The following is a 22457-nucleotide window of genomic DNA, read 5'->3' on the forward strand; positions in this document are numbered from 1 at the left end:
TCGCCCCGGATGAACGACCCCTTCCCGCCCTCCACGTGGGAGCGGCGCTTCGAGCGCGCCGTCGAGGTCATCCCCTACGTCACCCTCGCCGTCTCCCTCGTCATCAGCCTGGCCTCACCCGACCAGCCCGAAGGCGGGATCCCCCGCACCTTCGCGCTCACCGCCCTGGCCCTCGCCTGGATTCTCGGCGTCCGCACCCTCCTTCCCGCCGCCGTGCGCGGACGGAGGGTGGCCGTCACCGTTCACTTCGCCGGCGTCCTGTCCACGGCCGCGCTGCTGGCCTTCCACGACCCCATCTTCGTCATCTACTGCATCTCCGGCTTCTTCCTGGCGGCCAACTTCGCCCCCTCGAAGTGGACCTTCGCCGCCGTCGCCGCCACCTCCGTCGTCCTGTACGGTTCGACGCTCGACTGGACCCAGGCCACCGTCCAGCTCATCGCCTTCCACATGGCGATCGTCGCCGTGCAGACCGTCGCCATCGGCGGCGGCCACATCCTCGGCATCAGGATCGAGGACCGGCAGCGTAAATACCGCAAAGCAGTCAGCGACCTTCAGACCGCCCTGGAGGAGAACGCCGACCTGCACGCCCAGCTCCTCACCCAGGCCCACCAGGCCGGCATCCTCGACGAACGCCAGCGCATGGCACGCGAGATCCACGACACCCTCGCCCAAGGACTGACCGGCATCATCACCCAGCTGCGCGCCGCCCAGCGCGTCAAGGACTCCGGCACCCACCTCGAACTCGCGCTCGACCTCGCCCAGGACAGCCTCACCGAAGCCCGCCGCTCCGTCGCCGCCCTCCAGCCCCGCCAGCTGGAGGAAGCCCACCTCCCCGAGGCCATGACGACCCTGGCCCGCAACTGGACCCAGACCACCGGCGTCGACCTGCACATCGAGGTGACCGGCGACCGCGTCCCCCTCAGCCCCGCCATCGAGGTCACCCTGTTCCGCGTCGCCCAGGAAGCCCTCGCCAACGTGGCCAAACACGCGGGCGCCACCCGCGCCGGCCTCACCCTCTCCTACACCGGCCCGGTCGTCCTGCTCGACATCCGCGATGACGGCACCGGCATCCACGACCCCGGCAGCAGAGGGTTCGGTCTCAGCAGCATGCGTCAGCGCCTGCGCGGCGTCGGCGGCTCCCTCGAGATCGAGAGCACGCCCGGCGAGGGCACCGCCGTCAGTGCCACCGTCCCCGCGCTCCAAGGAAACGTGCTGTGATCCGCCTTCTGATCGTCGACGACCACCCCATCGTCCGCGACGGCCTGCGCGCCGCCTTCGAAGCCGAACCCGACATCGAGGTCGCCGGCGAGGCCGCCAACGGCCGCGAAGGCATCGACCGCGCCGCCGCGCTCGGTGTCGACATCGTCCTCATGGACCTGCGCATGCCCGAGATGGACGGCGTCACCGCCATCACCGCCCTGCGCCGTTCCCACCCGCACATCAAGACCCTGGTCCTGACGACGTTCGACGGCGACTCCGACGTCCTGCCCGCCATCGAAGCCGGCGCCACCGGCTATCTCCTCAAGGACGCCCCCACCGACGAGCTCCTGCGCGCCGTCCGCGCCACGGCCGCCGGCGAGCCGGTCCTGTCGCCCTCCGTCGCGGGCCGTCTGATGGGCCAGGTACGCAGACCGGTCAAGGCCGCCCTTTCCGACCGCGAACTCCAGGTCCTCGCCCTCGTCGCCGACGGCGCCTCCAATCGCCAGGCGGCCGCCAAGCTCTTCATCAGCGAGGCGAGCATCAAGACCCACCTGCTGCACATCTACGACAAACTCGGCGTCCGCGACCGCGCGGCCGCCGTCGGCGAGGGTTACCGGCGAGGTCTGCTCAGTTAGCGGCGGGCTCAGTCGTCGGTGAAGACGGGAAGCACCGGCGGGGCGTAGCGGGCGCCGGCCTCCGGGTCGCCGGTCGACTGGGTCAGCAGCAGCCGCGTCGTCCCCAGGAGGTGATCGCGCATGGCCTGGGCCGCCCCCTGCTCGTCCCGGTCCTGGATGCGCTCGAGAATGCGCTCGTGAACCCGCCAGATGTCCCACAGGGTCCGCGTCTTGGTCGTGGACAGGCCGCGCGCGGCCAGCTGCGCCCGCATCATCGCGACGGACTGGGTCACCCGCGTGTTGCCCGCGGCCTCCAGGATCATCTCGTGGAAGGCCACGTCCTCTTCCTGGAAGAGCCGCTCGTCCCCGCTCTCGCAGGCCTGCCGCATCCGCTCGAGCGCCTTGGAGAAGGACGCCATCTGGTCGTCGGTCATCATGGTCGCGGCGCGGTAGGCCGAGGGGACTTCGAGCAGGTAGCGCAGCGTGTAGATCTCTTCGATGTCGCGCGTGTCTATCTGGAGGATCCGCACCCCCCGGCTCCGCTCGAACCGGACCACGCCGTGCGTGGCGAGCTGCAGCAGGGCCTCACGGACGGGCGTCCGCGAGACCCCAGCTGGGCGGCGATCTCCACGACGGAGTGCAGCGTAGCCAGGTGCCGAGGCGTCCCTCACGGCGGCGACCTCGGCCCAGAGCGAGGAGGCCGCCGGACCGGCCCGGCGCAAGGGCCCGCTCGACAGGTTCCGCCGCCTGCTCTCCAGCGAGCAGGCGCCCAGCCTGTTCCTGGCGGCCGCGATCGTCCTGCTGGCCCTGGTGAGCGCCACCAGGAGCGAGCGCTTCCTGTCCGAGTTCAACATCGCCAGCATGCTCGGCCTGGCGGCGCCCATGCTCTTCCTCGCCGCCGGGCAGCTCATCGTCATGCTCACCGGAGGGATCGACCTGTCGGTCGGCCCCCCCTGAGCGGGACCCTCGTGGTCATCGCCTCGTTCTACGTCCTCGACGGGTACGGAGCCGGGTGGTGGATCCTCGGATTCGTGCTGATGTTCCTCGCGGCGGCCGCCGTGGGACTGGGCAACGGGATGATGGTCAGATACGCCCGGGTGACCCCGGTGGTCGCCACCTTGGTCACCTACACCGCGCTCCAGGGATTCTCCCTGGTCATGCGCGACTCGCCCGGCGGATCGATCTCCAGCACCGTCACCGAGGCGCTTGGGGCGCGCATCGGCCCGATCCCCTACGCGGTCATCGTCGGCGCGGCCGTCCTCATCGCGCTGGAAGTGATGTCCCGGCGTTCGATGATGGGCCTGCGCCTGCGGGGCGCCGGCTCGTCGGAGCACGCCGCGCGCAACCGGGGAATCCCGGTGACCCGCGTCCACCTCGTCGTCTACGTCGCCAGCGCGCTGCTCACCATGCTCGGCGCCCTGCTGCTGATGGCGCAGATCGGCGTGGGCGACCCCACCGCCGGCGTCAGCTACACGATGGCCAGCATCACCGCCGTCGTCCTCGGCGGAGCCTCCATCTTCGGCGGCCGGGGCAGCTTCATCGGCGTCCTGTTCGGCGTCGTACTCCTGCAGGTCATCCAGAACACCACCGTGTTCCTCGGCCTGTCGCAGGCATGGCAGTACTGGATGCTCGGCCTCATGGCGCTGGCCGCGACGGCCATCTACTCCCAGGTCCGAGCGGCCCGAGCGTAAGGAGGATCGTCCCGTTCTCCCCCTTTAGGGGGCTTGCTGACCTGCTTCTCGTGTGACCTCTGAAAGGACGAGTGTGATCATGGCTGGGACTTCGGATGCCGCGCTCCGCGAACGGGCGCGCCGGGTCATCCCAGGCGGGATGTACGGACATCAGCGGGCGGGCCTGTTCCCCGAGAACTTCCCGCAGTACCTCTCCCACGGCGAAGGGGCCCTGATCCGCGACGTCGACGGCCGTGAGTTCGTCGACCTGCTCTGCGGTGTCGCACACCGACGAGATGGTGGCCCGGGCGCTCTCCGGCACCGAGGCCGCCTTCCGCGCGGTCCGCGACCGGTTCGGCGACGGGTGAGCCCTCCGGGGCTCGCGGGCGTCAGGCGGGCCGGCCCGCCTTGCCCGTCTCGCGCAGCATCAGCAGGCCGGTGACGGCCACCAGCGCCGACGTCAGGCCGTGGATGCCGAACGCGGCGGCCACCGAGCCGTGGTGGGCCAGCACGTTGGCCATGTCGCCGAACGGGATGACGGCCATCGTCAGCAGGACCCAGCCCAGGGCCCGGCGCTGGCCCGTCACCAGCAGGACGCCCAGGACCAGGCCCGACCCGATGTCGCGGATGCCCTTCAGGATCAGGAAGCCGCCGCCGTCGCCGGAGGGCCAGTCCGGCAGGCCGAAGGTCGGGGCGGACGTCTCGGGGGTCAGGACGTAGGACACCCCGATGTAGAGGATGAACAGGGCACCGGCGGCGGCCAGGACGGTGTTGACGTTCTTCAGCGACATGGTTCTTCTCCTTTGACGTGCCGACGCGTCCAGGCTGCTCCCGGGTGTTTGGAGGGTGCTTGGAGCCAGTTTGGAAGCCTCCTCGTACGATGTACGGATTATGGTGTTCATTCGGGTGCTGGGCGAGTTCGCGACCGAGGTGAACGGTGAGCCCGTCCACCCCGGCGGGCCTCGGCAGCGGGGCGTGCTGGCGCTGCTGGTCGCGGCGCGCGGGCAGGTCGTGCCGGTCGACCGGATGATCGAGGACCTGTGGCGCGGCGAGCCGCCCGCGCGGGCGCTGATGTCCTTGCAGGCGTACGTGTCCAACCTGCGCCGGCTGCTGGAGCCGGGGCGCCCGCCGCGCGCGCCGGCCCGGCTGCTGGTGAGCGCGCCGCCCGGCTACGCGCTGCGGCTGCCGCCGGACTCGGTGGACGCGTGGCGGTTCGAGGACCTGCTCGGCCAGGCCCGTACGGTCACCGACCCGCGCGCCGCCCGGGCACGGCTCGCCGAGGCGCTGGAGCTGTGGCGGGGACCGGCGTTCGCCGAGGTCGCCGACGAGCCGTGGGCCGCCGCCGAGACGGCCAGGCTGGACGAGCTGCGCCTGGTCGCCGCCGAGCTGCACGTCGCGGCGGGCCTGCGGACCGGCGACCCCGCGACGGTGGTGCCCGAGGCCGAGCGGCTCACCCGCGGCGAGCCCCTGCGCGAGGAGGGCTGGCGGCTGCACGCCCTGGCCCTGTGGAGCAGCGGCCGCCAGGCCGACGCCCTGGCCACCCTCCGCCGCGCCCGCCGCCTGTTCGCCGAGGAGCTCGGGCTCGACCCCGGCCCTGACCTGACGGCACTGGAGGAGGCCATCCTCACCGGGCGCACCGACGTCCTCCGCGCGACCGTACCCCCGCCACAGCAGACGCCTCCGCTTCCGCCGACGGTTACCCTCCCCGGGACGGTCCCGGTCGCCGAGGCGTCGTTCGTCGGGCGTGAGGCGGAGCTGTCAGCGCTGGTCACGGCCGCCGAACAGGCCGCCGCCGACGGAGCCCGCGTCGCCCTTGTCACCGGCGAGGCCGGGCTCGGCAAGTCGACGCTCCTGGAACACCTCGGCAGGCGGCTGGAACGTACCGGATGGCTGGTCGCCGCCGGCCACTGCCCCGAGGCCGCCGGCGCGCCGCCCGCGTGGGCCTGGACCGAGGCGCTGGGAGCCGTCGCCGCGGCCACGTCGCCGGGCGAGCACGCGGACGACCTCGCGCCGCTGCTCACCGACACCGTGCCGGTGGACGCCGACGCCACCGCGGGACGGTTCCGCCTGCGCCGGGCCGTGTGGCGATGGCTCGCGGCGGTCGCCGCGAAGCGCCCGGTCGCCGTCGTGCTGGACGACCTGCACTGGGCGGACGCCGCCACGCTGGAGCTGCTCGGCGGCGGCCTCGGCACGCGGGCCCCCATCCTGGTCGTCGCGGCCTACCGGGCGGAGGAGAGCGAACACCTCACCGACACACTGGCCGCCCTCGCCCGCGCCGCACCCCTGCGGCTCGCCCTGCCCGGCCTGGACGACGCGGCCGTGGCCCAGCTCGTACGGAACGAGTGCGAGGCCGACGACAAGACCGTCGCCGGCATCGCCGAGCGCACCGGCGGCAACCCGTTCTACGTGCGCGAGAGCGCGCGGCTGCTGAACGGAGAGGGCGCGCTGGTCGCCCTTTCGGAGGTCCCGCAGGGCGTACGGGACGTGCTGCGGCGCCGCCTGGCACGGCTGCCCGGGCAAGGCGTGGCCGTGCTGCGGCTGGCCGCGGTCGCGGGCCGGGAAAGCTCCGTGGACGTCCTGGTCGACGCCGCCGGCACCGACAGCGTGCTGGACGCGCTGGACGCGGGCGTGATCGCCGGACTGCTGAGCGAGCCCGCGCCCGGACGGGTCCGGTTCGTCCACGCCCTCGTCCGCGACACCCTCCTGGCCGACGTCAGCCGCCTGCGGGCGGCCCGCATGCACGCCCGCGTCGCCGCCGCCCTGGAACCCACCGGCGACATCACGGCGCTCGCGCACCACTACGCGCGGGCCGGATCCCCCAAGGCCGTCGGCTACTGCGTCCGGGCCGCCGAGCTGGCCGAGGCCCGCTACGCCCACGACGTCGCGGCCGATCTCCTCGCCGACGCCGTCGCGAACTCGACCAGTCCGGAGGAACGCGTCGCCCTGTACGGCAGGCTGCTGCGCGCGCAGATCCGGGCCGGCGCCGTGGCCGCCGCCCGGACGACCCGCCGGCAGGCCGTCGAGTACGCGGAGTCCCTGGGACGCGACGACCTGATGATCGCCGCCTTCACCGCCTGGACCGAGCCGACGCCCTGGCAGTCCCGCCCGTACGGCACGGTGGACCGGCCCGTCGTCGACCGGCTGAGCCGCCTGCTCGCACGCACCGACCTGACTGCGGAGGTACGCGGCCGCCTCCTCGTCTCCTACGCCGAGGAGCTGGCCGGCGAGGACGACCCCACCGTCACGGCGGCGGCCCGCGAGGCGCTCGGCCTGGCCACCGGGCCCCGCCTGCGGGCGGCGGCGCTCCGGATCCTGACCCGCGGCCACACCGGATCGGCCGGCAGCGACGAGCTCTGCCGCGAGCTGGTCGCGCTCGGCACCGAGCACGACCTGCCCGTCTACCGCGTCACCGGGCTGCTCAACCACGCCGCCGTCGCCGCCGGGGCCGGCGACCCGGCCACCATGCGCCGGGTGACCGCCGAGGCCCTCGACCTCGCGCGTACCTACCGGATGCCCGAGGCGATCGGCGTCGCCGAGGTGACCCTGGCGACCCTGGCCCTCATCGAGGGCCGGTTCGCCGACGCAGAACGGCTCTACACCGAGGCCGCCGGCGGCATGCGGCGCGCCGGATCGCTGCACGCCCCCGGCTTCCTCGGCCTCGCGCTGGCCGCGACCTGGGTGAACGACGGCACCCTCGCCGAGCACCTGGACGACGTGCGCGCCCTCCACGAGGCGACCGGCCCGATCGCCGCCGACCTGCTGGCCCTCGCCCTGCACGCCAGCGGCCTGACCGCCGAGGCCCGCCGGGTGCGCGCATCGGACCCGATCCGGCCCGACTACTTCTTCACCTTCCTCACCACCGCCCGCGCGATGGCCGTCATCGCCCTGGACGACCGCGCCGCGGCCGAGGAGATCTACGCGGCGCTGCTCCCTCACCGCGACGGCCCCCCGGCGGGCGTCACGAGCCTGGCGGTGGCGCTGCGCCCGGTCGCCCACACCCTCGGCGACCTGGCCGTCTTCCTCGGCCGCGATGAGGAGGCCGCCGCCCACTTCGCCCGGGCCGCCGTCATCGCCGACCGGTGGAACGCGCCCCACTGGGCCGCCGAGGCCCGGTCACGCCGGGACATGGCCGCCACGAAAGCGAACCCGCGGGTGTCCTACGCACCTTGAAGTGCCTCCTTCCCAATAGGGAGTTACCTCACCAGACTGGAGCAAGTTTCCGAAAGACTCTTGCTCACCCTTGAAAGGCACAGGCATGACGACGTTCCCCGCTTCGCTTCCCGGCGGCACCTGGACCCTGGGTGACCTGACCGTCACCCGGTTCGGCTACGGTGCCATGCAGCTCGCCGGTCCCGGGGTGATGGGTCCGCCGGCCGACCGCGACAGCGCACTCGCCGTCCTCCGCGAGGTCGCCGACCTCGGGATCACCCATATCGACACCAGCGACGCCTACGGGCCGCGCGTCACCAACCAGCTGATCCGCGAGGCGCTGCACCCGTACCCTGAGGCGCTGCACATCGTGACCAAGGTCGGCGCGACCCGCGACGAGCAGGGTGGCTGGCCCCCGGCGCGGCGGCCGGAAGACGTGCGCCGCGCCGTCCACGACAACCTCGAAGCCCTCGGTCTCGAGGTGCTCGACCTGGTCAACCTCCGGCTCGGCGACGCCAGCGGACCTCGGCCCGGCTCACTCGCCGAACCGTACGAGGCTCTCGCCGAACTCCAGCGGCAGGGGCTGATCCGGCACCTCGGCGTGAGCAACGCGACGGCGGAACAGGCCGCCGAGGCGCGGACCATCGCGCCCATCGTGTGCGTGCAGAACATGTACAACCTCGCCCACCGGCACGACGACGAACTGATCGACGAGCTCGCCCGGGAGGGCATCGCCTACGTGCCCTTCTTCCCGCTCGGCGGTTTCAGCCCGCTCCAGTCCTCGGCGCTCTCGGCGGTGGCCGCCCGGCTGGAGGCGACGCCGATGTCCGTCGCCCTGGCCTGGTTGCTGCGCCGGTCGCCGAACATCCTGCTCATCCCCGGCACCTCGTCGGTGGCGCACCTGCGCGAGAACGCCGCCGGCGCCGGCCTGCCGCTCTCCGGCGAGGACCTCGCCGAACTGGACAAGATCGGCCGCTAGGCAGGCCCGCGACCGGTATGGATCAAGGGCTCGGCGGTCGTCCAGACCGTCGACCACGCCCTGCGTTTCCCGCCGGGAGGAGACCTCGCCCACCTGCTTCCGCGGGAGTTCGTGAACATGGCGTGGATGTCCGGGCTGATCGCCGGGACGGGCCTGACCGTGTGGCGCTACGCCGGCCTGCGCGCCCTGCGAAGGACCCGTCCGTGACCCACCCCACCGGACGCCTGAGCGACGTCGTCCACCAGCGCCACCGCCTCGGCATCCTCGCCATCGCCGACGAGGCGGCCAGGGTGGAGCTCAACCTACCTCCACCAGGTGCTCGAACTGACCCGGGGAAACCTCAACCGGCACCTCGCCGTCCTGGAAGAAGCCGGCCTGATCGTGCTGGAGAAGGGGTACGACGGGCGGCGCCCGAAGACCTGGGGCGTCATCACCGGCGAAGGCCGGGCCGCACTGTCGGCCGAACTCGCCGCACTCCAGGAGCTCATCCGCCGCCACGGCGACCGTACGCACCGGTGACGGACCGGCTCAGCTGGTGGCCCCCCAGGTCAGAGAGAGGCCGGTGGCGGCGCGTTCGGTGCGGATCTCCATCATGCTGCCGAGGATCGTGGCATGGTCGGACACCACCGGCGTGGCGTCGAGCGCGTAGGTGATCCGGGAGCTGACGAGCACCGGGCTGCCCTGCGGCTCGTGCAGGTGACGGGCCGCGGCGGCGTCGAGCAGACCGGGCCGGACCACCTCCGCCGCCCGGGAGACCGTCACCCCCGCGTCGGCCAGAGCCGTGTAGAGGGAGACGGCGGTGAAGTCGCGCTCGCGGATCCGGTCGGCCACCGGCCGCCGGACCCAGGACACCTGGTGCACGGCGGGACGCCCGGCGAACTCGCGGACCCGCTCCAGCCGCAGGGCGGTGTCACCGGGACGCAGCCGCAGCTCCGCGGCGATCCGCGCCGGGGCCCGGCGCACCGCCCGCCCGGCCACCGCGGTCCGCACGTCGTGGCCCTGTTCACGCAGGTCGTCGGCCAGGCTGCGGAGCGAGTCGAGCTGGTACGCCAGGTGCGGCGGGGCGACGAACGTGCCCCTGCCGGGCCGCTGCACGATCAGCCTCTCGTCGCTCAGCTCCCGCAACGCCTGGCGCAACGTCATGAGCGTCACCCCGTAGGAGGCGCTCAGCTCCCGCTGCGGCGGCAGCGCCTCACCGGGGGCGTAGCGCCCCGACCGGATCTTCGCGGCGAGGTCGGCGGCGATGGCGCGGTATCTCGCCTCGTGCCCGGCGTCGGAGGTCATCGTGGTCGGTCACACTCCTGGTCGAGGGCCAGGCGCAGGGTCGCCAGGAAGGCCCGCAGGTCGTCCGGCCCGGCCCCGTCGAGCACCCGCCGCATGACCGCGGCGCCGACCACCACGCCGTCGGCGTGCCGGCGGGCTTCGCGTGCCTGGTCCGGGGTGGAAATGCCAAATCCTAGCAAGACCGGCCGGTCGGTGACGCGCCTGATCCGCCCGGTGAGCTCCGCCGCCGAAGCGGCGAGGGCGGTCCGCTCGCCGGTGGTGCCCATCAGCGACACCGCGTACACGAACCCGCGGCTACGGCCCGCGATCTCCGCCAGCCGCGGCTGCGGCGTCGCCGGCGAGGCCAGCAGGGCCGGCTCGATCCCGGCGGCTTCGGCCGCGTCCGTCAGCTCGTCCGCCTCGTGCACCGGCAGGTCGGGCACGATCAGGCCGCCGGCGCCGGCCCGGCGCAGCGCGGCGCAGAACGCCTCCGGGCCGTCGTTCAGCACCAGGTTGTAGTAGGTGCTGACGACCAGCGGCACGCCCAGGTCACCGACCTCGGCCAGGTCGGCGAGGATCCGGCGGGTGCTCGCCCCCCGGGCCAGCGCCGTGTCACTGGCCTGCTGGATGGTGACACCGTCCAGCGTGGGATCGGAGAAGGGCAGCCCGACCTCGATCGCGTCCGCCCCGGCGGCGGCGAACGCCCGCAGATAGTCCGTCCAGCCGGGCGTGATCCCCCCGGTGACGTACGGCATGAGCAGGCCGCGACCGGCGTCCCGGCGGGCACGCAGGTGGCGTTCGACCGCGCCGGCGGTCAGGGCGTTCGTCACAGCAGCTCCTTCAGGGTCGAGACGTCCTTGTCGCCCCGGCCGGACAACGTCATCAGCACCGTCGACCCCGCGGGCAGATCGCCGTCGCCCGCCGCGCGGATCACCCAGGCCAGGGCGTGCGCCGACTCGAGCGCCGGGACGATCCCCTCGGTGCGCGCCAGCCGCAGCGCCGCGCCGACCGCCTCGCCGTCGGTCACCGTGACGTACCGGGCCCGGCCCAGGTCACGCAGATGGGCGTGCTCCGGGCCGACGCCCGGGTAGTCGAGCCCGGCCGCGATGGAGTGCGCCTGGATGATCTGCCCGTCGTCGTCCTGCAGGAACAGCGAACGGCAGCCGTGCAGCACACCCAGCCGGCCGCGGGCCGCCCCCGCGCCGCCGTCCGCCTCCACACCGACCAGACGCGCCGGGGTGTCGGCGAATCCCGCGAACGTGCCGGCCGCGTTCGAGCCGCCGCCGACACACGCCACCACATGGTCCGGGACGCCCGTCCGCAGCTCGGCGGCGCACTGCCCGCGCGCCTCGTCGCCGATCACCCGCTGGAACTCCCTCACCATCCACGGGTACGGATCCGGCCCGACGACCGAGCCGACGCAGTAGTGGGAATCGCCGGTCGCGCCCACCCAGTGCCGCATGGCCTCGCTGGTCGCGTCCTTGAGCGTACGGCTGCCCGTGGTCACCGGGACCACCTCGGCGCCCAGCATGCGCATCCGGAAGACGTTCAGCGCCTGCCGCTCGATGTCGCGCTCGCCCATGAACACCGTGGCCTCCAGCCCGAGCAGGGCGGCGGCGGTCGCGGTGGCCACCCCGTGCTGGCCCGCCCCCGTCTCGGCGATCAGCCTGCGCCGCCCCATCCGGATGGCCAGCAGAGCCTGGCCCAGCACATTGTTGATCTTGTGGGATCCGGTGTGGGTGAGATCCTCCCGCTTGAGATACAGCTCCACGCCCAGCGCCTCCGACAGCCGGCGGGCCGGCGTGAGCGGCGTCGGCCGCCCGGCGTGCACGGCCAGCAGCCGCGCCAGCGCGCCGCGGAACCCCGGATCCGCCCACGCCTCCCGGAACGACTCCTCCACCTCGCGGCACGCCTCCACCAGCGACTCCGGCGCGTACCGCCCGCCATACCCGCCGAACCGGCCCCGCGCCCGGGGCTCGCCCATCGTCCCGTCCGGCGCGACCGCCTCACGCCACGGCAGCACGTCTCGCATGCCACCCTCCCATCGTTCTATAACTCTTCTGAGAGTTCTATAACAGTGAGTGTGGCACAGGCGGCACGGACACGCCACCGCCCCAGGGCACAGCCGACCGCATCAGTCGAGTGACAGCCCCACGACCGGAGCCACCCGGGCGGCGTCACCGAGAGCCCGCTCCACGAACGTCTCGTAACCCCACCCAGGCGAACCCGACACCGATCACCGTGCCGAGGACACCCGCCATCACCGAGTCGCCGGCGTCTCCGGCGCGACCACCCCCACCGGGCCCGTACCGACAGCGACCCGCAACCGGGCCCACCGATCACCGGCACGCACCGTGACCCAGTCAGCGGCCCGCACTCCGAAAGCCCCCGTATCAGTCCTTATCCGCCCCTCTGGCCCGAGAGCCCCTTCCCGTGCGATCAAGCGAGCGACCGACCGAAGTACCCGCCGGCCGCCACCGCCAGGAGGAGAAAGGCCATCGGGAAGCCGAGGGTGTGAAACACGCGCGCACGGACATGGGCGAGGACGGCTCCGACGAAGAACAGCACGAGCCCCAAGGCAGCGGCCAGCCCGAAGAGAGGCCGGCCGAACAGCCCGAGCACGAGCCCTGCGACCCCGGAGCCCTCAACGACCGCGAGGTAGGGGATCCACCGCAGATCAAGGCCGACCTCGGCAGAGTTACGCACCACGAACCGAGCCGAGACCGCCTTCGCGATCACCTCGAAGGCGTTGGCCAGGATGCAGGCGAGAGTCGCGATGAACAGCCCGACGTCGAGTGCCGCGGTCAACGGGCATACCGCCCCAGCAGCGTCACTGGTCGCGGAGGTACCGGCGCGCCGGCCCACTCCGCGACCGCTTCCGGAGCCTGTCCGGATGTGGTGTCGCATCGGACAATCTGTACGCTCATGTGTGTCTCCTCAAGGAGGTGCGCTCGTCAGGTAGCTGGTCTCACCCCTCCTGACGTTGAGCACACTCGAAAGGTGACCTCACCCATGAAACTCGTCGAACACTTCGAGGCGTCCCGTCCCCGGCTGATGTCGCTGGCCCACCGGATCGTGGGCTCGTATCACGACGCCGAGGACGCGGTCCAGACCGCCTGGACGAGGGTCCAGGCGGCCGGGGCGGCCGACGTCGCCAACCTGGACGGCTGGTTCACCACGGTGACCGCGCGTCTGTGCCTGGACCTGCTGCGGGCACGTGAGCGACGTGGCGAACTCCCCTTGCACTCCGACGACATCGCCGGCGCAAGGATCAGCGCCGACGAGACGTTCCTTCGCCGTGAAGAAGTGTCCAGAGCCCTGCTGGTGCTCCTCGACGAACTCTCGCCCAGGCAGCGGGTGGCGTACGTGATGCACGACCTCTTCGCCATCCCGTTCGATCAGGTCGCCGCGACGCTCGGCACGAACGCGGTCTCGGCGAAGAAGCTGGCCAGCCGTGCGCGCGCACGGCTGCGCGACGTGCGACCTGTCATACGTCGCCACGACGCGGAAGAAAACGAGATCATCGAGGCGTTCCTGGCAGCCGCACGCGGCGGCGACATCGCACGACTCGTCACCCTGATGGCTCCCGACGTTGTCCGTACCGCTGACCCTTCCCTGCTCCCGGCAGGCTCCGCAACGGAAGTCCGGGGGGCAGCGGCGGTCGCGGAAGAGACGAGGATCTTCGCCGACCGCATCGCCGTCGCGGCTCCGGTCCTCATCGCAGGGCGGCCCGGCGCGGTCATCGCACCCGGCGGCCACGCGTACGCGCTCATCCGCTTCCGCATCGACGCCGGTCTCATCACGAAGATCGAGATCACTCCGTACGCGACCGGCACGATGTCGCTGCGCGACCAGCCACGAGGTCCCGCCCTCATCCGCCGGACCAGTAGGTGATCAAAGGGCCGTCCCCCAGGCGTGCTGCTGCCGCGCCAGGGCGGCGTACGCAGCAGGAACAGGAACACCGCGATGTAGCAGCAAACGGTGGTATAGCGCCTTGAACAAGCAAGGGCCGGACTCATCACCGGGTGGTGGAGTCCACGGGCATGCGCAGTGTCGCCGCTGTCGCGACCAGCAGCGCCAGGAGCAGGACGATCGCCATGAAGACCTGCCCGTGCAGGCCGAGGACGAAGACAGTCCGATCGGCGAACTCCGGGTCGTAGGTGGCAGTGCCGGGGAACAGGAGCGCACCGATCATGCCGAGCCACGGGGTGGCCAGGATGGCGGCGGCGTGCAGCAGCGTGTTCCGCCCTGACCGTAGCGCGAGGGCCAGGCCGGTGAGGCCGAGGAGCACGGTCATCACCATGTACTGGGCGTCGTGGAACTTGGCATGGGGTGGCCAGGCCGGGTTGTAGGCGTGCTGTGCCGCCAGGTCGGGGATGACGAGGTCGGCGAGCACGGCGCCGACCGTTGTGATCGCTGCGACGGCGATGATCAGGATTCGTGGGAGGGACATCAGATCGTCCAGGTATAGGCGGGGGTGAGTGAGCGGTCGAAGAGCACCTTCGGGAGGAGAGGAAGAACCGCGTCTCGCAGAGTGGTCATCGGCGTGGAGGTCCAGTGCGCGGCGGCTCCGGCCTGGCGGGAACGGCGGACGATCAGTTGGGTGCGCGGCCTGCGGGCGCGGTCATAGGCTTCCAGGCCCGCGCGTACGCCGAGGGTGTCCACCGCGTGCGCGAGCGTGACCGCGTCCTCGAGCGCCTGGCAGGCGCCCTGCCCCAGGTTGGGGGTCATGGCGTGGGCAGCGTCGCCGAGGACGGCGACGTTCCCGGAAACGTACGTGGGCAGCCTCGACAGTTCGTACGTGTCGTGTTGCAGCACCGCCTCCTCTTGCGCGGAGTCGAGCAGCGCGGGGATGGGCCGGTGCCAGCGTGCGAAGCGTTCGCGCAGCTCATCCAGGCCGACGTGGGAGCCCGCCGGGGCGTTGGCCATGACGTAGCAGTAGATGCGGCTGTCGGGCATCGGCACGTGCCCGAACCGTTCGCCCCTGCCCCACGTTTCCGCGCTCCCCTCGACGGGCTGAGGGGGGACGATGAGGCGCCAGGTGGTATAGCCGACGTAGCGCGGCCCAGGGAGGCCAGGCCAGAGGGAGCGCCGGGTCACGCTGTGCACGCCGTCGGCGCCCACCACGAGATCCGCGGTGGAGGTGCCGCCGCCATGGCGGACCGTGCCGTCGGGCTGCACGTGCTGTACGTCGATGCCGGGCCGCAGAGCCTCGGGCGGCACGGCCGCCCTCAGCAGGTCGACCAGTGCGGCTCGGTGCACGGTCACCCACGGGCCGAAACGACGCTTGAGGCTGTCGACGTCGTTGCGGACCAGCCAGTCCCCCCGGCTGCTGCGGATCCCCGCGAGCGGGTCGGCCAGCCCGCCGGCGCGCAGACGCTCGCCCAGGCCGAGGGCGTCCAGCGCGCGCAGACCGTTGGGCTGGATGGTCAGCCCGGCGCCCACCTCGGTGAACTCAGCAGCGCGTTCGAAGACCTCCACCTGCAGGCCACGCTGGTGGAAGGCGACGGCCGCGGCGAGTCCGCCGATGCCGCCTCCCACGATGATCACTTTCATGTCCGAATCTCCTTGACGGTCAGTGCAGGCCACGCTTGCCCGGGGCCCAGAACGGCCTGGTCTTGATCGAGGCCCGTGCCCAGTTGCGCTCACGCACCAGGAAGTCGCGCACCATCTGGCAGGTTCTGGCCTCGCCGGCCACATAAGCGGCTCCCGCGTTGCCCGGCAGATCGAGTTCGGCCACAGCCGCGAGCAGCACCCGGGAGGCGACGGCGGGGGTGCCGTGCCGGTGGACACGGCGCAGCGGCGGCGTCCCGGGCAGGGGCAGGTCGTACTCGGGGGTCTCGCTCTCCAGGACGCCGGACACCTCGGCTGAGGCTCCCAACGCTCTGATCATCGGGCCGAAGGCGGCGCTGGCGGTCTCCTCCCCGATGAACACGTGATAGGCCGCCTCGCGGGTGAAGAAGTCGCCTTGCGGCCACCAGAAGGTCACCCGTTCTCCGGGCCGGGCCGCCCGCGCCCACCTCAGGCCGATGCCGTCGCCCGCATACAGGTGGACGCGCAGTTCGATCGCCGTCCTGCCGGCGTCGAGGCCCCAGATCGTGTACGTGCGCAGCGTCTCGGACGGACGCAGGATGCCCGACACCGACAGCGGATCCTTCAACTCGATCCTGATGTGCTGGCCGGGAGTGTACGGGAAGGCGACGGGCTGGTCGGTTTCCAGCCGGATCCGGCGCATGGCCGGGTTGACCTGTTCGGCGACGGTGATGGTCGCCTCCATGGCGTACTTGCCGAACAAGCGGTCGCGCAGCGTCCGGGCCATGTCAGGACTCCTTGCGCCGCCGGACATGGGCGGATCTGGACATCCGCCACCACACGGCCGCCACGAACACCAGCGCCGCGAGAAGGATCCACAGAAGCTCCACAACTACTCCTTAGTGCTTCTAGATTTCTTAGAGGCACTAAGGAAACATACTTGCTCTAAGATGTCAACGCCGACCGAGGAAACGACGCGAGAGGTGACGATGTCCGCACACACCAGCCGACGGCAGAGGTTGCGCCAGGCCACCCTGGAGGAGATCCACACGGCCGCGCGCAAGCTGCTGGTCGAGCAGGGATCGGCCGCGGTCACCATCAACGCGGTCGCCCGGCAGGTCGGCATGAGCGGCCCGGCCCTCTACCACTACTACGCCAGCCACGACGAACTGGTCGGCGCAGTGACCGCCGACTTCTTCCGCGAACTGGCCGCCGCGATGGAACAGGCCCGCGACGGCCACGCCGACGCGTCGCTCGGCGAGCGGATACTGGCCGTCTGCCGCGCCATGCGCGCCTGGAGCACCGCCCACCCGGCCGAGTTCGGCTGGATATTCGCGAGCCCGATCACCCCGCACAACCGGCGGCCGGACTCGGTGCGCCACCAGGCCGCCCTGCGGTTCGAGCAGGTCCTGCTCGACCTGATGGTCGAGCTGTGGCGGACACGACCGTTCCCGGTGCCCGACCTGGCCGACCTGCCCGCGTCCCTGCGCGAGCAACTGACCGCCTACTCCGCCACCCTCGACGGACGGCTCCCGCCCGAGGCCGCCCACGTCTTCCTGTCGTGCTGGACCAGGTTGTACGGGCTTCTGTGCATGGAAGTCCTGCACCAACTGGACTTCGCCTACACCGACATGGAGCCCGTCTACGAACAGTGCCTGCGCGACCTGGCCGCCACCCTCGGCCTCGACAGCCACGCGCCGGCATGACGCCCGACCCCGGCCGCATGATCTTGATGCAGGCCCCCCTGAGCCCTTCCCAGCAGTGGGCTCAGGAAGCCAGCGCCTTTACAATGTAGATTACTAGTTCGGCCGAGAGCAGAGCTGGGACCAGGGATGACAGGCGGACCTCACCCAGTCCGGCCTCTCGGTTGCGCGAACCACGATCGGTCCTCCCCTCTCCCGGATGCCGAGCCGACCGAGTACGGGCCACTCCCCCACTTCAGGTCCGCGCGCACGCCCGCAGGCCGCCGTCACCGGCTGCCGGACAGCTCCCCCGACAAGGTGGCGTGCATGCGGGCGCTGGGCTGGTTCAGCCCGATGATCCGTACGGTCTTGCCGCGGGCGGCGTACTTGAACTGGGAGACCAGGTCGTTGCTGGAGGCGAAGAACAGCTCGCCGGTCACGGCGTAGACCACCTGGCCGCCGTCGGGATCGATGACCGCGGAGACCTCGGCCAGGTGCGCCACCCGGCGGGCGAAGATGACCAGCCCGGTCAGCGACCCGACGACGACGCCGATGGCCAGGTCGTGCGTGACGACCACGACCGCGACCGTGATGACCATGACGCCGATCTCACCGGCGGGCATGCGCCTGAGGGTGGCCGGGGCGATGGAGTGCCAGTCGAAGGTGCCGGCCGAAACCAGGATCATCACGGCCACCAGCGCGGCCATCGGGATCTGGGAGACCAGCGGGCCGAAGACGATGCACAGGACCATGAGCAGGACGCCGGCGGTGAAGGTGGACAGCCGGGTGCGGGCGCCGTTCCTGACGTTGATCATGGTCTGGCCGATCATGGCGCAACCGCCCATGCCGCCGAAGAAGCCGGTGACGATGTTGGCGACGCCCTGGCCGATGGACTCGCGCGTCTTGGAGGAGCGGGTGTCGGTGAGGTCGTCGACCAGCTTGGCGGTCATCAGCGACACCATCAGCCCGACCAGGGCGAAGCCGACCGCGTACGGCGCGATGAGGGTGAGGCCGCCGAGAATGACGGTCGCGACAAGGATGGAACAGCAAGGCGTGCGCGCGTCGGTGTTCCTTACCTCGGGTGAGGGCGGCGCTCGGCGGCCCGGTGCGTGGGTGGCGGGATGTCCGGTCGGTACGGCGACGCCCCGACGCGGTCTGGCCGGCAAGACGCTCGCCTACATGACCGCACAGGCGACCGAACCGATCATCTTCCTCCACCTCTGGAACGGGACCTCCGGGTCGAGGGAAACGACCTGGCATCCCATCCACGACGAACCCGTTCTCTTGGCCATCCGATTCGGAAGGGGAGCGTTCGCGGACACCTTCACGTTCACACCGGAGGGAAGCAGACACCGCCCAGGGGAACAGCCGCATGAGGTCACGTCCACCTCAGCCGATCGGCCAGCAGGGCCTGCTGGGCCGGGTTGGCGGTCAGCTCCAGCGCCCGCTCGTCGGCCCGCCGCGCCTGCCCACGGCGGTCCAGGTCACGCAGCAGCTCAGCCCGGGTGGCGTGGAAGAGCGGGTAACGCTCCAGCACCCGGCCGAGTGGCTCCAGCTCGGCCAGCGCCGCCTCGGGGCCTTTGACATGGCGCAGGGCGACGGCCCGGTGCAGCCGGGTGACGGGCGAGGGCGCCAGATGCAGCAGCATGTCGTACAAGACCAGGATCTGCGCCCAGTCCGTGTCGGCGAACGTCCCGGCCTCCGCGTGGCAGGCCACGATCGCCGCCTGGACCTGGTACGGCCCCGGCCGGCGGTGGGCACGGGCGGTCCGCGTCAGCAGCGCCGTGGCCCGCTCGATGGCCTGCCGGTCCCAGAGGCCGCGGTCCTGGTCGGCCAGCAGCACCAGCCGCCCGGCCGGGTCGAAGCGGGCCGCGCCCCGGGCCCGGTGCAGCCGGATCAGCGCCAGCAGCCCGGCCGCCTCCGGCTCCTTCGGCATCAGGTTCACCAGCAGCGCGGCCAGCCACTCGGCCTCCTCCACCAGGTCACGCGCCTGCGCCCGCTCGGCCGTGCTCGACAGGTAACCCTCGTTGAACAGCAGATAGACGACCGCCAGCACCTCGCCGACGCGCCGCGGCAGCTCCTCCTCGGCGGGGATGCGGTACGGGATGCCGGCCTCGCCGATCTTCCGTTTGGCGCGGGTGATCCGCTGCGCCACAGTGGCCTCCGGCACGACGAACGCCGCGGCGATCTGCGCCACCGACAGCCCGCACACCGCCCGCAACGTGAGCGCGATCTGCGCGGCGCGTGACAGCGCCGGATGGCAGCAGGTGAACACCAGCCGCAGCCGGTCGTCGCGCGGGGCGGGGTCCGGCCTGGTGAGCCCGGCGAGCTTGGCCCGGTAGTTCGACTCCCGGCGCAGCACGTCCAGGCCGCGCCGCCGGGCCACGGTGAACAACCACGCGTCGGGCCGCTCCGGCACCCCCTCGACCGGCCAGCGCCGCAGCGCGGTCTCGACCGCGTCCTGCACCAGGTCCTCGGCGGCGGAGAAGTCGCCCAGCAACGACACCAGGGACGCGGCCAGCCGGCCCGCGTGCTCGCGCACCACCCCGGCCAGCACCTCCTCGTGCACCGGCCCGCTCATGAAAGGGGGCGGATCTCCACGATCGGGCAGGCCGGCCACGAGCGGGCGACCTTCAACGCCTCGTCCAGGTCGGCCACCTCGAGCTCGGCGAACCCGCTGACCACCTCCTTGCCCTCCACGAACGGCCCGTCGGTGACGACCGGCTCGCCCTGGTCCAGGCGCACCGTGGTGGCGGTGTGCACCGGCGCCAGATGCGCATGGTGAGTGATCTTGTCAGCGTGGTCGGCGAACCACTGCCCCACCGCCGCGTAGGCGGCTTCGCGCTCCAGCTCCCCCATCGCCTCCAGCTGGTGGGCGAACTCCTCGGTCTCGATGAACATCAGCACGTACTTCATGACGACTCCCCTTCAGCTCACCGGGAGGGCGGCGTACAGGTCGACACCGTTCCCGTCCGGGTCGGCCACCGTGGCGTAGCGCATCCCCCAGAACGCGTCGAACGGCTCGGCGATCCCCCGGTGGCCCGCCGCGACGAGCTCGGCGTACCTGGCGTCCACCCCGGCCGGGGTCTCGAACTCGAAACACAGCAGAGTACGCGGCCCGCCGGTCGGCGCGCTCCAGCCGGGCAGGAACGGCGTACGGAAACCCTCGGTGTCCAGCATCACATGCAGCCCGTTCGGCAGGTCGCAGCCGGCGTGTCCGGGCGAGTGCTCGTCCACCTTGAACTCCAGCCCGAGCCGGGCATAGAAGGCGATCGAGGCGTCCAGGTCGGACACCACGATGTCGATCGTGTTCAGCGTGGGATTCATGATGCGCTCCTTCGGGCTGGGTCGGCGAGGTTCCCCGGCTGTCCGCTCGATGCCCCACGCTCGCGTCACGTGTCCGCGAGCCGACATCCCCGCTGACAGCCTGGCTCTTATCTCACAGACGATCGGCCGAGGCCCCGATACGACAGGTGCCGCTTGATCACCTCACCGACCAGACGCCTTTACAGTGTAGATTTTCAACCGGGACGAGCCGCGAGGAGCTGTTCCCGGAGGATGTCGGCATGGCCGAGGTGCTGGGCGAGCTCGCGCAGCATGTGCAGGTGGATCTGCCACAGGAAGCGCTCGCCGCGTCCCGTGACGACGGCGTCGAGGTCCAGGGAGGCCGTGTTCCTGCGGGACGTCTCGCAGATGTCCCGGTAGGCGGCCCGGACGGACGCGATCGTGTCGTCCCGCTCCAGGACGAAGGAACGATCCGGCGTGGAGGCGATCCCGATCTCCTCGTACGAACGGCCGGTGATCGCCTGGTCGAACCAGACGCCTTCGACGTAGGTGACATGCTTGACGAGCCCCAGCGGGGTCGTCTTCGACGGGACGAGACGCCTCCGGGCCTCGTCCTCGGTGAGCCCTTCGAGGCTGTCGCGCAACCGGGAGCGGTACTCGTCCAGGAAGGCGTCCAGTTGGGCGCGCACGGCGCTGGCGGACATCATCTGTTCTCCTCAGTCTGGAAAGGTCCGGGAGCAAGCAAGGATCAGCGCGGCCATGCGGGATTTGCAAAGGACGTTGCGGATCCGCAAAATCGGGGCATGGCCGAACCTCGGAGCGACGTGCCGGCCGGTATCGGGCCGCGGCTGAAGGCGCTGCGCCGGGCGCGCGGGGCGACGCTGGCCGAGCTGGCGGAGCTGACCGGCCTGACGCCGAGCACGCTCTCGCGCCTGGAGAACGGGCGGCTCCGCCCGACCCTGGAGCAGCTGCTCCCGCTGGCCCGGACGCACGGCGTGACCCTCGACGAACTGGTCGACGCGCCGCCCACCGGCGACCCGCGCGTCCACATGCCGCCCGTGCATCGGTACGGGCTGACGTTCATACCGCTGACCCGGCGCGCCGGCGGCATCCAGGCGTTCAAGGTGATCCATCCGCCCGCCGGCGCCGACCTCACGCCGAGCCCGCGCGGGCACGAAGGCTACGAGTGGTTCTACGTCATGTCCGGGCACGTCCGGCTCGTCGTCGGCGACCGCGACCTGCGGCTCGGCCCCGGCGAGGCGGCCGAGTTCGACACCAGGCTGCCGCACTGGATCGGCAACACCGCCGACAAGCCCGCGGAGCTGCTCATGCTCTTCGGCGCCCAGGGAGAACGCGCCCACCTCTCGGTCTCCACGCCATGACCCCGATGAGTTTCCGCGCCGCCGGCGGTCATCACCGTCATGACGACCTTCGCGCTCATCCACGGCGGCGGCGGGAGCGCCTTCGACTGGCACCTGCTCGAAGCCGAGCTGCGCGGCCGCGGGCATGACACGGTCGCGGTGGACCTGCCCATGTCCGATCCGAGGGCGGGGCTGTGGGATTACGCCGACGCCGTCGTCCGGGCGGTCGGCGAGCGCCGCGACCTCGTCGTGGTCGCGCATTCGTGGGGCGGCTTCGTGGGCCCGCTCGTCTGCGCGCGGGTGGAGGCCGCCGCGCTCGTGCTGGTCACCGCCATGATCCCGAACCCCGGCGAGACGCCGGACGACTGGTGGGAACGGAGCGGCCGGCCCCCGTCCGGCATCGGCGACGAGTACGAGCTCTACCTGCAGGACGTGCCCCGTGAGCTGGCCGAGCGGGTGCTGGCCCACGACGCCGCGCTCGCCGGGGACGTGAGCATGGACCGGGCCGGTCGCGAGCCCTGGCCGCTGGCCGCCTGGCCGGACGTGCCCACGAGATACCTGCTCTGCCGCGACGACCGCTGCTTCACCCCCGGCTTCGTGCGCCGCCACGTGCGGGAGCGGCTCGGCATCGTCCCCGACGAGATGCCCGGCGGCCACATGGTGATGCTGTCGCGGCCGGGCGAGCTGGCCGGCTATCTGGTGGGGCTCCTGCCGTGACGGCC

The 22457-nt window shown here is 71.9% G+C and carries 23 protein-coding genes and 2 pseudogenes; 11 read left to right on the forward strand and 14 right to left on the reverse strand.

Annotation, left to right across the window (positions count from 1 at the left end):
* The first annotated feature begins 9 nt into the window (after nt 1–9).
* Both KME79_RS28805 and KME79_RS28810 read left to right on the forward strand, forming a co-directional pair.
* Entirely contained in the window at nt 10–1218 is a 1209-nt protein-coding gene (locus KME79_RS28805) for a sensor histidine kinase (RefSeq protein ID WP_219547437.1), read from the forward strand.
* Nucleotides 1215–1835: a response regulator gene (locus KME79_RS28810; protein WP_148031737.1), complete on the forward strand. Its 621-nt coding sequence runs from the start codon at nt 1215–1217 to the stop codon at nt 1833–1835. The genes KME79_RS28805 and KME79_RS28810 overlap by 4 nt, the downstream gene beginning before the upstream one ends.
* An 8-nt stretch (nt 1836–1843) precedes the next feature.
* On the opposite strand, the gene KME79_RS28815 is transcribed toward KME79_RS28810, so the two are convergent.
* Nucleotides 1844–2635 carry a GntR family transcriptional regulator gene (locus tag KME79_RS28815; protein ID WP_219547443.1) on the reverse strand — a complete coding sequence of 264 codons (792 nt, stop codon included), beginning with the start codon at nt 2633–2635 and terminating at the stop codon, nt 1844–1846.
* On the opposite strand from KME79_RS28815, the gene KME79_RS28820 reads away from it, so the two are divergent.
* Both KME79_RS28820 and KME79_RS28825 read left to right on the forward strand, forming a co-directional pair.
* Entirely contained in the window at nt 2625–2771 is a 147-nt protein-coding gene (locus tag KME79_RS28820) for a hypothetical protein (protein WP_219547445.1), read from the forward strand. The genes KME79_RS28815 and KME79_RS28820 overlap by 11 nt on opposite strands.
* 11 nt (nt 2772–2782) lie before the next feature.
* Nucleotides 2783–3505 (forward strand): ABC transporter permease, encoded by a 723-nt coding sequence (locus KME79_RS28825; protein WP_219547447.1) that lies wholly within the window; start codon nt 2783–2785, stop codon nt 3503–3505.
* 368 nt (nt 3506–3873) lie between these two features.
* Here the strand turns inward: KME79_RS28825 and KME79_RS28830 are convergent, their stop codons facing one another.
* Entirely contained in the window at nt 3874–4275 is a 402-nt protein-coding gene (locus KME79_RS28830; RefSeq protein WP_148031747.1) for a DUF4267 domain-containing protein, read from the reverse strand.
* Between the two features lie 100 nt (nt 4276–4375).
* On the opposite strand from KME79_RS28830, the gene KME79_RS28835 reads away from it, so the two are divergent.
* The 3 genes and pseudogenes from KME79_RS28835 to KME79_RS28845 all read left to right on the forward strand — a co-directional run.
* A complete protein-coding gene (locus KME79_RS28835; RefSeq protein WP_219547449.1) occupies nt 4376–7654 on the forward strand; it encodes an ATP-binding protein in 3279 nt (1092 codons plus the stop codon).
* Between the two features lie 85 nt (nt 7655–7739).
* Complete coding sequence (locus KME79_RS28840; protein ID WP_219547451.1) at nt 7740–8612, forward strand: aldo/keto reductase family oxidoreductase; 873 nt, start codon at nt 7740–7742, stop codon at nt 8610–8612.
* Between the two features lie 312 nt (nt 8613–8924).
* Nucleotides 8925–9131, forward strand: a pseudogene (locus KME79_RS28845) (transcriptional regulator); the annotation flags it as partial.
* A gap of 9 nt (nt 9132–9140) precedes the next feature.
* Here the strand turns inward: KME79_RS28845 and KME79_RS28850 are convergent.
* From KME79_RS28850 to KME79_RS28865, 4 genes are all read right to left on the reverse strand, one after another.
* Nucleotides 9141–9896: a GntR family transcriptional regulator gene (locus tag KME79_RS28850; protein ID WP_219547455.1), complete on the reverse strand. Its 756-nt coding sequence runs from the start codon at nt 9894–9896 to the stop codon at nt 9141–9143.
* Nucleotides 9893–10705, reverse strand: a complete 813-nt coding sequence (gene trpA, locus KME79_RS28855) for a tryptophan synthase subunit alpha (RefSeq protein ID WP_219547457.1) — start codon at nt 10703–10705, stop codon at nt 9893–9895. The genes KME79_RS28850 and trpA overlap by 4 nt, the downstream gene beginning before the upstream one ends.
* On the reverse strand, nt 10702–11907 hold the full coding sequence (gene trpB / locus KME79_RS28860) for a tryptophan synthase subunit beta (protein ID WP_246640594.1): 1206 nt from the start codon (nt 11905–11907) through the stop codon (nt 10702–10704). Before trpB ends, trpA begins: the two co-directional genes overlap by 4 nt.
* Before the next feature lie 407 nt (nt 11908–12314).
* A complete protein-coding gene (locus tag KME79_RS28865) occupies nt 12315–12683 on the reverse strand; it encodes a DoxX family protein (RefSeq protein WP_246640595.1) in 369 nt (122 codons plus the stop codon).
* Nucleotides 12684–12887: 204 nt separating this feature from the next.
* Here KME79_RS28865 and KME79_RS28870 point away from each other — a divergent pair, with 204 nt between their 5' ends.
* Nucleotides 12888–13769, forward strand: coding sequence for a sigma-70 family RNA polymerase sigma factor (locus KME79_RS28870; RefSeq protein ID WP_219547461.1), 882 nt, complete (start codon nt 12888–12890; stop codon nt 13767–13769).
* A gap of 124 nt (nt 13770–13893) precedes the next feature.
* Here KME79_RS28870 and KME79_RS28875 read toward each other — a convergent pair whose 3' ends face one another.
* Genes KME79_RS28875 through KME79_RS28885 form a run of 3 tightly spaced genes read right to left on the reverse strand, consistent with a single transcriptional unit; the run spans nt 13894 to nt 16194 of the window.
* Nucleotides 13894–14328 (reverse strand): DUF6640 family protein, encoded by a 435-nt coding sequence (locus KME79_RS28875; protein WP_219547463.1) that lies wholly within the window; start codon nt 14326–14328, stop codon nt 13894–13896.
* Nucleotides 14328–15431 (reverse strand): FAD-dependent monooxygenase, encoded by a 1104-nt coding sequence (locus tag KME79_RS28880; protein ID WP_219547465.1) that lies wholly within the window; start codon nt 15429–15431, stop codon nt 14328–14330. Before KME79_RS28880 ends, KME79_RS28875 begins: the two co-directional genes overlap by 1 nt.
* 19 nt (nt 15432–15450) lie before the next feature.
* Nucleotides 15451–16194: a siderophore-interacting protein gene (locus KME79_RS28885; RefSeq protein WP_219547467.1), complete on the reverse strand. Its 744-nt coding sequence runs from the start codon at nt 16192–16194 to the stop codon at nt 15451–15453.
* A gap of 202 nt (nt 16195–16396) precedes the next feature.
* On the opposite strand from KME79_RS28885, the gene KME79_RS28890 reads away from it, so the two are divergent.
* Nucleotides 16397–17113 (forward strand): TetR/AcrR family transcriptional regulator, encoded by a 717-nt coding sequence (locus tag KME79_RS28890; protein ID WP_219547468.1) that lies wholly within the window; start codon nt 16397–16399, stop codon nt 17111–17113.
* Nucleotides 17114–17376: 263 nt separating this feature from the next.
* On the opposite strand, the pseudogene KME79_RS28895 reads toward KME79_RS28890, so the two are convergent.
* The 5 genes and pseudogenes from KME79_RS28895 to KME79_RS28915 all read right to left on the reverse strand — a co-directional run.
* Nucleotides 17377–18099, reverse strand: a pseudogene (locus KME79_RS28895) (SulP family inorganic anion transporter); the annotation flags it as partial.
* Nucleotides 18100–18467: 368 nt separating this feature from the next.
* Complete coding sequence (locus KME79_RS28900) at nt 18468–19670, reverse strand: RNA polymerase sigma factor (protein WP_219547470.1); 1203 nt, start codon at nt 19668–19670, stop codon at nt 18468–18470.
* The gene (locus KME79_RS28905) at nt 19667–20005 is read right to left on the reverse strand and encodes a YciI family protein (protein WP_187281172.1); all 339 of its coding nucleotides are present in this window, start codon (nt 20003–20005) and stop codon (nt 19667–19669) included. Before KME79_RS28905 ends, KME79_RS28900 begins: the two co-directional genes overlap by 4 nt.
* Nucleotides 20006–20017: 12 nt before the next feature.
* On the reverse strand, nt 20018–20416 hold the full coding sequence (locus KME79_RS28910) for a VOC family protein (protein ID WP_246640596.1): 399 nt from the start codon (nt 20414–20416) through the stop codon (nt 20018–20020).
* A 194-nt stretch (nt 20417–20610) separates the two neighbouring features.
* The gene (locus KME79_RS28915) at nt 20611–21081 is read right to left on the reverse strand and encodes a DinB family protein (RefSeq protein WP_219547474.1); all 471 of its coding nucleotides are present in this window, start codon (nt 21079–21081) and stop codon (nt 20611–20613) included.
* Nucleotides 21082–21177: 96 nt separating this feature from the next.
* On the opposite strand from KME79_RS28915, the gene KME79_RS28920 reads away from it, so the two are divergent.
* Both KME79_RS28920 and KME79_RS28925 read left to right on the forward strand, forming a co-directional pair.
* On the forward strand, nt 21178–21756 hold the full coding sequence (locus tag KME79_RS28920; RefSeq protein ID WP_219547476.1) for a helix-turn-helix domain-containing protein: 579 nt from the start codon (nt 21178–21180) through the stop codon (nt 21754–21756).
* A gap of 39 nt (nt 21757–21795) precedes the next feature.
* Complete coding sequence (locus KME79_RS28925) at nt 21796–22452, forward strand: alpha/beta fold hydrolase (protein ID WP_219547478.1); 657 nt, start codon at nt 21796–21798, stop codon at nt 22450–22452.
* Nucleotides 22453–22457: the final 5 nt, after the last annotated feature.

The organism is Nonomuraea harbinensis (assembly GCF_019396385.1).
GTDB classification, from domain to species: domain Bacteria; phylum Actinomycetota; class Actinomycetes; order Streptosporangiales; family Streptosporangiaceae; genus Nonomuraea; species Nonomuraea ferruginea.

Bases quoted from the DNA above. Each gene is read 5' to 3' on its own strand.
- KME79_RS28890 (WP_219547468.1), top strand. From the start codon at position 16,397: ATGTCCGCACACACCAGCCGACGGCAGAGGTTGCGCCAGGCCACCCTG.
- KME79_RS28915 (WP_219547474.1), bottom strand. From the start codon at position 21,081: ATGATGTCCGCCAGCGCCGTGCGCGCCCAACTGGACGCCTTCCTGGAC.
- KME79_RS28850 (WP_219547455.1), bottom strand. From the start codon at position 9,896: ATGACCTCCGACGCCGGGCACGAGGCGAGATACCGCGCCATCGCCGCC.
- KME79_RS28870 (WP_219547461.1), top strand. From the start codon at position 12,888: ATGAAACTCGTCGAACACTTCGAGGCGTCCCGTCCCCGGCTGATGTCG.
- KME79_RS28880 (WP_219547465.1), bottom strand. From the start codon at position 15,431: ATGAAAGTGATCATCGTGGGAGGCGGCATCGGCGGACTCGCCGCGGCC.
- trpB (WP_246640594.1), bottom strand. From the start codon at position 11,907: ATGCGAGACGTGCTGCCGTGGCGTGAGGCGGTCGCGCCGGACGGGACG.
- KME79_RS28885 (WP_219547467.1), bottom strand. From the start codon at position 16,194: ATGGCCCGGACGCTGCGCGACCGCTTGTTCGGCAAGTACGCCATGGAG.
- KME79_RS28835 (WP_219547449.1), top strand. From the start codon at position 4,376: ATGGTGTTCATTCGGGTGCTGGGCGAGTTCGCGACCGAGGTGAACGGT.
- KME79_RS28910 (WP_246640596.1), bottom strand. From the start codon at position 20,416: ATGAATCCCACGCTGAACACGATCGACATCGTGGTGTCCGACCTGGAC.
- KME79_RS28925 (WP_219547478.1), top strand. From the start codon at position 21,796: ATGACGACCTTCGCGCTCATCCACGGCGGCGGCGGGAGCGCCTTCGAC.
- KME79_RS28875 (WP_219547463.1), bottom strand. From the start codon at position 14,328: ATGTCCCTCCCACGAATCCTGATCATCGCCGTCGCAGCGATCACAACG.
- KME79_RS28830 (WP_148031747.1), bottom strand. From the start codon at position 4,275: ATGTCGCTGAAGAACGTCAACACCGTCCTGGCCGCCGCCGGTGCCCTG.
- KME79_RS28905 (WP_187281172.1), bottom strand. From the start codon at position 20,005: ATGAAGTACGTGCTGATGTTCATCGAGACCGAGGAGTTCGCCCACCAG.
- KME79_RS28840 (WP_219547451.1), top strand. From the start codon at position 7,740: ATGACGACGTTCCCCGCTTCGCTTCCCGGCGGCACCTGGACCCTGGGT.
- KME79_RS28900 (WP_219547470.1), bottom strand. From the start codon at position 19,670: ATGAGCGGGCCGGTGCACGAGGAGGTGCTGGCCGGGGTGGTGCGCGAG.
- KME79_RS28805 (WP_219547437.1), top strand. From the start codon at position 10: ATGAACGACCCCTTCCCGCCCTCCACGTGGGAGCGGCGCTTCGAGCGC.
- KME79_RS28920 (WP_219547476.1), top strand. From the start codon at position 21,178: ATGGCCGAACCTCGGAGCGACGTGCCGGCCGGTATCGGGCCGCGGCTG.